Source organism: Xenorhabdus innexi, from assembly GCF_002632485.1.
GTDB classification, from domain to species: domain Bacteria; phylum Pseudomonadota; class Gammaproteobacteria; order Enterobacterales; family Enterobacteriaceae; genus Xenorhabdus; species Xenorhabdus innexi.
The window spans coordinates 53,690-66,586 of record NZ_NIBU01000010.1; the positions used below are offsets into that span (position 1 = coordinate 53,690).

At 39.1% G+C, this 12,897-nt stretch carries 9 protein-coding genes; all 9 read right to left on the reverse strand.

Going from position 1 to position 12,897, the window contains the following annotated elements:
- Nucleotides 1-21: 21 nt before the first annotated feature.
- Nucleotides 22-792, reverse strand: a complete 771-nt coding sequence (locus tag Xinn_RS06175; protein ID WP_086956497.1) for an ABC-2 family transporter protein — start codon at nt 790-792, stop codon at nt 22-24.
- Entirely contained in the window at nt 785-1,537 is a 753-nt protein-coding gene (locus tag Xinn_RS06180; RefSeq protein ID WP_086954210.1) for an ABC-2 family transporter protein, read from the reverse strand. The genes Xinn_RS06175 and Xinn_RS06180 overlap by 8 nt, the downstream gene beginning before the upstream one ends.
- Nucleotides 1,534-2,292, reverse strand: a complete 759-nt coding sequence (locus tag Xinn_RS06185) for an ATP-binding cassette domain-containing protein (RefSeq protein ID WP_086954211.1) — start codon at nt 2,290-2,292, stop codon at nt 1,534-1,536. Before Xinn_RS06185 ends, Xinn_RS06180 begins: the two co-directional genes overlap by 4 nt.
- Before the next feature lie 307 nt (nt 2,293-2,599).
- Nucleotides 2,600-4,210 carry an ABC transporter substrate-binding protein gene (locus tag Xinn_RS06190; protein ID WP_086956498.1) on the reverse strand — a complete coding sequence of 537 codons (1,611 nt, stop codon included), beginning with the start codon at nt 4,208-4,210 and terminating at the stop codon, nt 2,600-2,602.
- 82 nt (nt 4,211-4,292) lie between these two features.
- Nucleotides 4,293-5,930, reverse strand: a complete 1,638-nt coding sequence (locus Xinn_RS06195) for an ABC transporter substrate-binding protein (RefSeq protein ID WP_086954212.1) — start codon at nt 5,928-5,930, stop codon at nt 4,293-4,295.
- Nucleotides 5,931-6,038: 108 nt separating this feature from the next.
- Nucleotides 6,039-7,673: an ABC transporter substrate-binding protein gene (locus Xinn_RS06200; RefSeq protein ID WP_244590147.1), complete on the reverse strand. Its 1,635-nt coding sequence runs from the start codon at nt 7,671-7,673 to the stop codon at nt 6,039-6,041.
- 237 nt (nt 7,674-7,910) lie between these two features.
- Nucleotides 7,911-9,545, reverse strand: coding sequence for a bifunctional metallophosphatase/5'-nucleotidase (locus tag Xinn_RS06205; RefSeq protein WP_086954214.1), 1,635 nt, complete (start codon nt 9,543-9,545; stop codon nt 7,911-7,913).
- A 101-nt stretch (nt 9,546-9,646) separates the two neighbouring features.
- Nucleotides 9,647-11,602, reverse strand: a complete 1,956-nt coding sequence (locus Xinn_RS06210; RefSeq protein WP_086954215.1) for a bifunctional 2',3'-cyclic-nucleotide 2'-phosphodiesterase/3'-nucleotidase — start codon at nt 11,600-11,602, stop codon at nt 9,647-9,649.
- An 86-nt stretch (nt 11,603-11,688) separates the two neighbouring features.
- Nucleotides 11,689-12,858 (reverse strand): porin, encoded by a 1,170-nt coding sequence (locus Xinn_RS06215; protein ID WP_244590148.1) that lies wholly within the window; start codon nt 12,856-12,858, stop codon nt 11,689-11,691.
- Between the last annotated feature and the right edge of the window lie 39 nt (nt 12,859-12,897).

The window sequence follows — 12,897 nt, forward strand, 5'->3', positions numbered from 1 at the left end:
ATAATACTTTGATACTTTTTATTACGTTATATATTTTGCATATCGTCTGACACCAATATCAAACACCAGCTTTGCTATAATAATCAAAATCAATGTAACAACTGTTTGAATAAAAAACCATTTTATACTCATTATTCCATTTGCAACTGAAGCCGGAACACCAGTTATAAACAGACAGGGAAGTACAAACATCAGAATAATACGTATCAGACCATGAAAAGACTGTTCCGGTCTTACCAATACCTTAAAACAAGGGTTGGAATATTTAATACTTACTAAAGCAGATGTCCAGAATATTGTCGTTCTTATAATCCATGTAATCGCCGTCAGTACCAGAATCCCTTCAAACACCATAACTAAATGAAGAATAATGTAAATGGCTTCCGTTTCTAAGTAGATATGAACAGCAAAAAACAGTATAAGGGATAAGAATGATAAAAGAAAATGCTCAAACGCGATACCAGTCGCAATATAAAGAAACTGTGTATTAATAGGTAATATCAAATGAGGATCGAGTTTTAATGATTTAACTTTATTTGTTAGCAGAAAACTTCCTCTCCCGAATAAAAACAGATAAAAGTTATCAACCAAACACACTGTAGTGAAAAATATAAGGATAAAATCACGCGATAACATATAATCTACAGACTGCGTTCCTAAAATAGCATACCAGAAAAAACCCTGAGCCACATAGAAATTAAAATTAATAAAAGCGGCCATCCAGAAATTAAACGGGCTTTTCTTGGCTTCTGATAAGCTATTTTTAAATCCGATAATGATAAGATTAAGCATTTCCATTATACCCTTGATTATACTTCAGCATATAACGCCAGATTACACTAAAAATTATCGCCAGACATATCATCACCAATAAACCGCTAAGCATAAAGTAGAGAGATATTGAGTTTGTTGCAATCTTAACAGGGACATAAGTAATGTATTGAAATGGAATATAATTAAAAACTGTTTTTACAGTATCATTAAATACATCCAATGGTATCACTGCACCTGATAATGCCCATGATAACGTATCCTTTACCATAATAAATGAATAAGCCCCTCTGAATTTAAATGCCAGACAGGATAATATCATAGTTAAATATAAGTTAATCAACAACCCTATACACAGCGCCATAAATAGCCATAATAAATCTGGCATATTCCCCTGATACCAGATTATAAAAATAATCAGCGGAGACATAACAAACATCCTTGATAACATCTGCCCAAGCGCATATTCAGAATAGTATAATAATATTGACTTAGGCATGATAATTAATTTATCAATGCTTCCATCTTCAATATTGAATGCCAGTCTCTCCGGAAACCCTGCAATACTTGTTAATTGAAACACCATAACAGACCATAATATATAAGTAATTATCTCATTACGAGTATAATGAGCAAAATCATTTGAATTTGTCATTGTACTCCAAAAAGATAATTCAACCGTATACAGTGTTATTATAAGAAAATAGTAACCTAATATAATATTCTTAGCGCGAATAGTTTCTATAAAAGAGAATTTAGCAATCACAAAAATAGCCTCTCTAAATATATGGCATTCTTTTCCTTTGAATCATTTTCATTAAGATTGACTCTTGACACATTTCCTTCTTTCAAAAAGATAATATCTTTACAAATATCTGCAATATCAATCATATTGTGAGAAGTGATCAGTATTTTACTTTCATTAATATTGGCGTATTCCTTTAAAATACTACGTAATAAAATTTGTGATTCTATGTCTAATCCAATTGTTGGCTCATCTAAAATAAGTAATTTTGGCTTATTCAGCATATGTATTAACAGATTAGATTTAACAGACTGGCCTAAAGAGCAGGTTTTTGCCGGTTTTCTGACTATATTTCTGAGGTTCATCATTTCGATCAGGCTTTCAATATGCTCTTTATCATAAACGCGCTTATAGATTCTGGAAAAAAGCTCAATGTTTTCATAGAGTGATAGCTCCTCCCAGAGCATTGATCTATTCCCAAAAACAACGCCAAGATCAGATAAAAGTTTAGCTGGCCTTCCGTGTGGAGAGATACCAAACACACTAATATCACCAGAATTGGGAGTCAAAATACCCGTAATCAGTTTTATTAATGTTGTCTTACCCGCACCATTTTTACCCAGCAATCCGATAATTTTTTCATCATTAAATATTTCTATATTTAAGCTCTCAAATAATCTCACCTCAGTTTCATTTGATTTAAATAAATTCTTAAAAAAGCCATTTTGAATCTCTCTGTTTCGATAGCTAAAATGCAAATTATTTATTTTTATCATGCCAGCCAACTATTTTTATAGACAGTAATTTTTATAATTCCCAACTTCTGACAATAATTCTCTATCGGGAAATAAAGAGAATATTACCTGACATAAAATAATTAAAATTAAAACCGCGCCAATCATTTTATAATTCCAATTAACACATCATGTCAATGTTTGTTTTTTGTCCAATCAAAAACTATTTACATTAACATTATGACTCCTGTAACATTTAAGTCTCTATGTTAGAATTAATAGCATCACTAACATCCCTATAATGAGAGACATTAGTGATAATTAAACTAAAATTAATATGAATGATTATTTAATGCTTAATCACATACATATCCTTTGTAAGATAATAACCTCGTGGATCAACATAAACACCACCAAGATAAGGCTTAATCATTTTATTATTCACATAAGAATAAATTGGGATCATCGGAGTATCATTGGAAATAATGTCTAAGGCTTTTTGATACCCGTCTATATCACCTGTTTTACCCGATTCAAGTACCAATTGATCAAATTGTTTATTTGAGTAAAAAGATGAGTTTTGTGTATGGCCTGTGGTAAAGATATTAAAATAAGTCATCGGGCTATTATAATCAGCGATCCAACCATATCTGGCAATATCATATTTCCCCTGATATTTATTATCTATCAACACTTTCCATTCCTGATTTTGTATAGTGGCATCAACCCCCAAATTTTTCCGCCACATTGAACTGACTGCAATGGCAATTTTTTTGTGAGACTCCAGCGTGTTATACAACAAGGTAAATTTCAGCGGGTTATTCTGATTAAACCCGGCTTCATTTAATAATTTTTTCGCTTTTTCAATCCGTTGTTCTTGCGTCCATGTCGCAAAATCAGGCTGTTTAAAATCAATGCCGCCAATACTCGGTGGAAGGTAAGTATAAACCGGTTGTTGCCCCTGGCCTAATACCTTATCAGCAATGACTTCTCTATCTATCGCCAGACTTAATGCCTGCCTGACTCTCACATCATTAAACGGTGCTTTTGCGGTATTAATTTCATAGTAATAAGTGCCTATTCTGGGGGAAACATGAACTTGCTCTGGATACTTTTTCTTTAATGATGCAAAGGATTCCTGTGGAATGGTCAGCGTTATATCAATTTCCCCTGCCAGATAACGGTTTAAGTCCGCTTTATTTGAAGTTAAAGTAAGGTAAGTGACTTTATTAATAACCGTATTTTTATCATCCCAATAATGGGAATTTCTCACACCGACAATTTTCTCATTCACTACCCACTCAGATAATTTAAATGCCCCGCTGCTGACAAAATATTCAGGTTGTATCCACTTATCGCCATATTTTTTAATGACTTTTTTACTGACAGGCACCATGACAGGATGTGCCAGTCTCTGCAAAAAATCACCGACAGGCTGGGCTAATTTTATTTCAACCGTATAATCATCCAGTGCTTTTATCCCTAACTCATCGGCGTTTTTCTGGCCTTTAAGAATATCATCCGCATTAATGACAGCAGCATCAACAAGGTAATTGCCATAAGGTGAACCCATTGTCGGATCGAGTAAACGCTGCCAGCTAAATACCACATCATGGGCGGTGATTGGTGTACCATCAGACCATTTAGCCCCGTTTCTTAAATGAAAAACCCAGTTTTGGTTATCATTCGTTTCCCAGCTTGTCGCCAATCGGGGAGCGATATTGCCTTTTTGATCGGTATAAACCAAGCCATCAAAAAAATCATAAATAATATTAAAATCGGTATCACTTTCAACTTTATGAACATCCAATGAAACTGGTTCCGCACCGTTATTACGGACTATTTCCTGTTTTTCGGCCAATTGTGTTCCTGCCGGAATAACCGCCGCATGAGATACCGTTATCCCTGCTAATATTAATGCCATCAAATAAGATAACTGTTTTATGGTTTTATTTTTCATCATGTTTATTTTCATGCATTTAATCCTATAACTATTATTTTTATACAATCAGAGCCTGTAGTCACAAGCTCTGATTCTTTTATTAGTGTTTTATAATATAAAGATCTTTCGTTGAAATATAATCCATGGGGGTGGCATAAAACCCGCCAACATAAGGTTTTACCAATCTATTACTAACATAATAGTAAATAGGAATCGCCGGAGTGTCGTGCGTTAAAATATCTGTTGTTTCCTGATAATATTTAACATCATTTGTTTCACCGGCTTTAATAACCAACTGGTCAAATTGACTATTTTCATAGACAGGAACATTTAGACTACTTCCTGTCAGGAAGGTATCCAGAAATGACATCGGGCTATTATAATCGGCAGTCCAGGCATATCTGACCACATCAAATTTACCCTGATGCATATTATCCAGCATCACTTTCCATTCCTGATTTTGTAAAGATGCATCAACATCAAGGTGTTTTTTCCACATAGAAGCTACAGCTATAGCTATTTTTTTATGAGTTTCTCTTGTGTTATAAAGTAAATCAATTTTTAATGGATTACTTTTATTAAACCCTGCCTCATTTAATAACGCTTTGGCTTTTTCAATCCGCTGTTCTTGCGTCCATGATGCATATTCAGGCGGATTTAAATCTAATCCACCGATATTAGGTGGAATAATATTATAAGCCGGTAATTGCCCCTGCCCTAACACCTTATCAGCAATAACATCTCTGTCGATAGCTAAACTTAATGCCTGCCTGACTCTGATATCATTAAAAGGGGGCTTTTTAGTATTGAAGGCATAGTAATAAGTGGATAGCATCGGTGTAATGCGCATTTGATCACTATGTTCCTTTTTTAAGGATGCAAAGGAATCTAATGCAATGGTTTTGGTGATATCTATTTCCCCTGCAAGGTAGCGATTCAAGTCCGCCTTTTCAGAGACAATGGTCAGGAAAGTCACTTTGTTAATAATGGTGTTTTTATCATCCCAATATAGCGGGTTTCTGACACCAATCACCTTTTCATTCACCCGCCAGTCAGACAGTTTAAAAGCCCCGCTGCCAACAAAGTTCTCTGGTTGTGTCCATTTATCACCATATTTTTCCACTGCTTTTTCACTGATAGGAACCATCACTGTATGAGTCAACATTTGTAATAAATAAGCAACCGGCTTATCCAGTGTCACCTCCAGTGTAGAATCATCCAGCGCTTTTATGCCCAGTTCTTCTGCTTTTTTCTTGCCAAGTAATATATCTTTTGCGTTCATTACATGGGCAGTTTCAAGATAACTGCTATATGGGGAACCCATTGTCGGGTCAAGCAAACGCCGCCAACTGAATACGACATCATGGGCGGTGATGGGAGTTCCGTCAGACCATTTAATACCTTTTCTAAGATGGAAAACCCATGTTTGGTTATCTTTCGTTTCCCAGCGCTCTGCCAATCTGGGTTCAATATTGCCTTGTCTGTCGGTGTAAACCAGACCATCAAAAAAGTCATGGATAATATCTAATTCGGTATTGCTTTCTACTTTATGCACATCCAGAGAAGCAGGAAATGCACCGTTATTGCGCACGATTTCCTGTTTTTCCGCCAGTTCTGTTCCCGGCGGAACAACCGCAGCCTGAACAGAAAAACCAATACCACCTAAAGCAAGTGCTATTGAGCAGGTTAATACTTTCGATGTTCTGTTTTTTATTATGCCGGATATTATTTTATGCATCTTTTGGTTACTCCATTATTCTATTTTTATTTTCTTGACAGTAACTGTATCAATTAAATCACCCGCTTAATAAGAGCCCGTTATAAACGGACTCTTATTATCGCGTGATTAATGTTTAATGATATAAAGGTCTTTTGTTAAAATACGTCCTAATGGGCTGATATAAAAGCCGCCAACATAAGGTTTAACTAATTTGACACGAACATAATAATAAACCGGAATAGCAGGAGAATCGTGGGTAAGAATATCAAGAGCCTGTTGATAAGTCTCCTTATCATTAGTCTCATCTGCCTTTAATACCAATTGATCAAATTCTGGGTTACTGTATTTAGTAATATTATTGGTGTTATCTGTCATGAAAATATCTAAAAAAGTCACCGGGCTATCATAATCTGCCTGCCAGGCATATCGGCCAACCTCAAAATTTCCCTGCTGCATGGATTCAGTCTGCGATTTACTTTCCTGATTTTCTAACACAACTTCAATGCCGAGATTCTTCTTCCATACAGAACTGGCAGCAATGGCAATTTTTTTATGATCTTCTGACGTGTTATATAGCAGTTTAAATTTCAGCGGATTATTTTTATTAAACCCTGCTTCATTTAATAATTCTTTGGCTTTTGCAACACGTTGCTCCTGCGTCCATGAGGCATAATCAGGTTGCTTTAAAGTCATTCCCCCACTGCCCGGAGATACCACGTTAAAAGCGGGTTTTTGACCTCTTCCTAATACCTTGTAAGCAATTACATCTCTGTCCAGCGCCAAAGTCAGCGCCTGTCTAACTCGGATATCATTAAAAGGTGGTTTTTGAGTATTAAAATAATAATAATAAACACTCATTATAGGTTTGATATGAAACTGGTCACCAAATTGTTTTTTTAGTTTCGAAAAGAAATCTAATGGACCACCATTTGATATATCCACTTCTCCTGTCATATAGCGGTTAAGATCAGCCTTATAGTCTGATAATGGCAAATAAGTAACTTTATTTATTACCGTATTCTTATCATTCCAATAATGGGGATTTCTGACAGCGACAATTTTTTCATTTACAACCCATTCAGAGAGTTTAAACGGCCCGTTACTGACAAAAAACTCTGGCTGCGTCCACTTATTACCATATTTTGTGATCACTTTTTCATTGACTGTTGACATAACCGGATGTGCCAACATTCGTAAAAAGCCTGCTTTTGGCCTCTCCAGAGAAACTTCTACGGTTGTATCATCCAGTGCTTTAATGCCCAGTTCTTCCGGTTTTTTCTTGCCTGTAAGTACATCATGAGCATTGATAACTTTGGCTTGTACCAGATAGCTGCCATAAGATGAGATCGTATCCGGTGTTACCAACCGCCGCCAGGAGAAAACCACATCATGGGCTGTCATTGGCGTGCCATCCGACCACTTTATTCCTTTTCTTAAATGGAATACCCAAGTTTTATTATCTTCGGTTTCCCAACGTTCAGCCAAGGCAGGAACAACTTTATCGTTTCTATCAATTTCCACCAGCGGTTCAAATAAATCCTGTAAAATATCAAACTCACTACTACTATCAGATTTATGAGGATCTAAAGAACCCGGTTCGGAAAAGTTATTGCGGGTGATTTCTTGTTTTTCGGCTAGTTGTGTACCGGCAGGAACAACGGCGGCATAAGAATATGTGGTGCTTCCTAATATAAGAGTTACAGAACAGGTTAATACTCTGGCAATTTTATTTTTTATTAGCCTTGCCATTATTTTTTGCATATTAGCGTTCTCCATGATTGTTTTTATTATTAATTCAATATCTCATTTATTATTACTACCTTAATTAGGTTACTCGTATTTGTAATATTCTTGTGTAAATTGCTTAGATTAAAATATATAAGTGCAACGCGTAATAATTAGCGTTGCACTTATTATTTAAAACAGTAGGGAACTACAGTACCTTTTTGATGACTATTTTATCTACAGCAATATTCTGTATTTATAATCAAAGTCACATTATTTACTGTGTATATCTGTAATCCGGTCTTTTTGCGGGTAAGCAACCGGTGACTGCTCGGCAAAGTATTTCACCACCGCATCCACATCAGGCATGCTGTATACCGGATCGGTTCCCTCTTTAAATACGGAGAAATTACTACCACCCGTTGCCAGATATTCATTCGCTGCGACACGGTACTTGGCTTTCATATCAACAGGCTTACCGTTAATTTTCATGGAACTGGCAATTACACGCTGACCAGCCGGTTTTGAGCTGTCCCATGAGTATTCGAAACTGTGCGACACTGACATAACACTCGGACGCGTGCGATCCCATTGTTGTTCCAACGCACGTTTAATCTGTTCGCCGGTCAGGGTTTTGGTCACCATCACATTGGAGAATGGCTGAACGGTGTAAATCGCGTTATAAGTGACATCCCCTGCATCCATTGGCGCACGGATACCACCGTTATTCATGAAAGCAATCACGGCTCCGCCACGCTCTTTTGGCGCTGTAGCATATAAATGTGCATCAGCGATCACTTTACCCAGTGAAGATTCACCACCGGCTGTTGGCTGTTTGGTCAGGTTACTTTCCAGTTTCCCGATCACACGGTTTGCCAACGGTGTAGCAATTTTCTCGTAAGACGATAATAGCTCGGTCACTTTCGGGTCTTTGCCATATTTATAGTTATCAACCCAAATGTTTTTCGCCTTGAAATCAACAACATCTTTCGTGGTTTTATCCAGTTTCAGATCCAGCTTCGTCAGCAACGCGCCATTAGCCTGAGCAGAAGTGACAGATTTTCCATTAATCACGCAGTTATAAGCCTGATGAGTATGACCGCTGATCACGAAATCGACTTCTTTATCCAATTGATTGACGATATCGATTATTTTTCCGGTTATGCCATTGCATGCATTTACATCAACGCCACCCTGTTCACGTTTTTGCATTGCCCCTTCATGGATCAGGATACCAATCGCTTTTACGCCCTTTTTCTGCAATTCAGGCACCAGCGCATTGATGGTTTTGACTTCATTGGAGAAACTTAAACCCGCAGTTCCCTGAGGAGTCACAATCGCAGGTGTGCCTTCCAGTGTCAGGCCGATAAAGGCGACCGGAATTCCTTCAAACTCTTTGATGACATATTCCGGGAACAGAGTTTTACCGGTTTCATTAACGGTTACGTTCGCCGACAGATACTGAAACCCTGCGCCTTTAAATGGCACTGGTCCCTGACAGCCCGTTACCGGATGGCAACCGCCGTTCTGTTTACGTAGCAGCTCATCTTTGCCTTTATCAAATTCGTGGTTGCCCACTGAAGTGGCTTCCAGACCAGCAAGGGTCAGGGCTTCAATACTGGGTTCATCATGGAACATTGAGGAGAGAAGCGGGCTGGCACCAATTAAATCACCTGCGGCAACCACGATGTTATTCGGGTTTTCCTGTTTCAGCTCCTTAATCAGCGTTGCCATATATTCAATACCGCCGGACTGATTTTTGGGCGCTTTCAGTGCTCCATGAAAATCATTCAGACCCAGAACGCGTACATCCACGATATTCGATGATTCATTAGCTGGCTTGGTTGCACACCCTGCCAGCAATGCTGCGCCAATCACAATCGGAAGTAATTTATATTTATAATTCATCTCATTATCTCTTTAAGTCAGCCATCAAAGTGTAACCGTCGTCTTTCAGGTCGCAGCCTGACAAGCTGCAACCTGAAATTCATAGGAAAGACAATTAAGTGTTATTTTTTATCAGTCAGATCAATTTGGTAAATCGCAAACCCGACATCGTCATTTTTCAGGTATTTCACCGGATATTGGGCATGTTCTTTAATAAATTTCGCGGCTTTTTCTGATGGGGAAGTTTCAAAACGGATATCCAGTTGTTTATCTGTCTTGATTGGCAGGAATGACCAGTTATTTTCTGCCTGTGTTGATACCACACCATTCTCTTTGGTTGTTCTGGAAATATAAGCAGCCAGAATCGAGCGGTTTTCATCCGGCGAAGCAAATGCGATATGATCTTCGCCGGTTCCGGCAAATTTACCGCCGTAACCACGATAGTTATTGGTGGCGATCAGGAAGGTTGCTTTCGGATCGATTGGCTTACCCTGATAGGTAACATCTTTGATACGGTTTGCGCCTTTGTTGATCAATTGGCAATCGGTGTCATATTTCGCCGGTTGAGTCAGATCAACCTTATAATCGACGCCACTAATAGTGTCGAAATTATAAGTGCGGAAGCCATCCCAGTTCAGTAATTCCTGTGGCTTAGTCGAATTCGGGTCGATCTGGTTATACATACCGACCGAACATTCCAGCCACTCGACAACATCAGCACCACTCGCTTTGACTACAACCAACGTATTCGGGTAGAGGTACAGATCAGCGGCATTACGGAAAGTCAGGTCGCCTTTTTCCACTTCAACAAAGTCAGCCGGTGCGTTTTTACGTCCGCCAGCCTTAAATGGTGCGGCTGCGCCCAGAACCGGTAAGTCAGCCAGGTCAGGATCACCTTTGATAAAGCGTTTGGTGTAATCAACCTGAGCATCATTGACGATCTGAACCGTCGGATCACTCTGGATCAGGGCAAGATAGCTGTACATATTGGCTGAAGCCTTACCGATATGCTTACCGACAAAATCACGGGTTCCCTGATTGGCTTTATCAATAATGGCAGCCAGCTTGTCATCACGCTCAACCAATGCTTTTTTGTGGGCTTTATCGTAAATAGGCCGCGCCTCAGCTTTGGCAGATTCTACTTTCCATTCACCGCTGTCATTGTTGATTACCATATCAACAACGCCCAGATGATCCCCCCACTGGCCCGGCATCACCGCAGGAATACCATTAACGGTGCCGTTAGCAACATCAACACCTTTAATACCAGCATATTCTTTATTTGGGAAAACGCCGTGAGAATGACCGAACAGAATGGCATTAATACCCGGAACTTCACTCAGATAATAAACTGAGTTCTCTGCCATCGCTTTATAAGGCTCCTGAGAGAAACCGGAGTGTGGAATGGCAATAATCAGATCTGCACCCGCTTTTTTCATTTCAGGTACGAATTTTCTGGCCGTTTCAGTGATATCGTTAACAACCACTTTGCCATCCAGATTCGCTTTATCCCAGATGCTGATCTGTGGCGGAACAAAACCGATATAACCGATTTTAACCGTGTGTTCTTTGCCTTCCCGATCTTTAACCGGAGTATCAACAATAATATAAGGAGTAAAGTAGTTTTTACCGGTTTTGGCATCCATAACATTAGCATTGACATAAGGGAACTCAGCTCCCGCTATCGCCTGTTTCAGGTAATCCAGACCAAAGTTGAATTCATGGTTACCAAAGTTACCTACGGTATAGCCCATCGTGTTCATAAGCTGATGTGCCGGATGAACCTCCCCCTGTTTCAGCCCTTTTGCCGCCATATAATCCGCCATCGGACTACCCTGAATCAGGTCACCATTATCAACCAGAATGGCATTAGTCGCTTCAGCTTTAGCAGCTTTAATCAGGCTTGCAGTACGAACCAGACCAAACTGTTCAGTCGGTTTATCCTTAAAATAATCGAAATCAATCAGGTTGCTATGAACATCCGATGTTTCCATAACCCGTAAATCAATGGTCGCAGCATTAACATTACATGCCACCAACATTGCCAGTGCGGAAATTTTCAACCCATGCTTCAACATGTTATACCCCTTTGCAGAAAGAAGAGCCTGTAAGCTCTTCTTATGACATTTTTCTTAGAAAGATATTTAGCCGGGAAATGTACTACCTAAAAATACAAACGTGCTCCGGTTTCCAGAATGGTCTGTTTCTTATCTCTGTAAACCGGGTTGTCGCTGCGTGCATCATCATATGCTGCTTCAACAAACAAACGTATGCTATTGTACTGGGAAACAGAAAAACGTTTATCTAAACCAACGGTGTAAGTCTGTTTTTTATAGTTGAATGTGTTGGAATCACCGTCACGCAGGTAATAACCGGCATACATACCGCTCTCAATTTTATCCCAGTGCCATTTCATCCCCAGACCATACAGGTTTGCTGTCCAGTTTCCTTTGACGGAATTGGAACTGAGTCTGTCGCCTTCACGGTAAATCATGCCTGAATTTTTGGAACGTGCCTGACCATAATCCACACCGACCGAGAATTCGCGTCCGGGGAAGTAATATTCCATGCCGAAAGCCAGTAAACTATCCTGTGGGGAGACGTCAGAAACTTTAACTTCACCCCCTGAGAGTTTCCGGTGTGCTTCTCCCGTTGCCGCAGAATAACCACCGTTGAATTCCAAGCCAAAATTTGATTTATAGAAACCGACTACGGAGTAGGCATGACGCAGATCACCATGCTGGCGGTCTTTATCTGAGCCCGATTTGCCACTATAAGTTGCTGCCAGCTTAAAACCTTCATAGCTGTTGGTCTGGACAAAAATCGTTTGTGGCAGACGGGTCACGAAGTTGTTTTTACCGACACCATTATTGTTGTAACCTGTCGCACGACCCAGAACATCACTGAAATAAAATACGCCTGTGTTGCCATAGCCGTAACTGGATTTTTTTACCCAATCAATAGGTATATAGGTTCGGCCTAATTGAATCTGACCATAATCCCTGTGGGATGCACCGATATAACCAATACGGTTATACATTTCAAAACTGGTTTTAGGATTATCACTATTTGATCGTTGAGTGTCTGAACCCCATTCCATTTTACCAAATACTCTAATATCTCTGGTTAATTGATGGATACCACTAATACCAATACGGCTGCCATCATCGCGCATACTAATATCACGATCCTGACTGGTGGTTTTTGCTTTCAGGCGAAACTGCCCATTCAAATCGACTCTAGTACCCTTGTCATTGTAAACCGTCACAGCGCCAGCACTGCCAGAAATAACCAATAATCCAATTAATGCAGCCAATGGCTTCATATTTTTCATAAATAAGACACCCACAAAGATTAATTTTCAGGTAATACG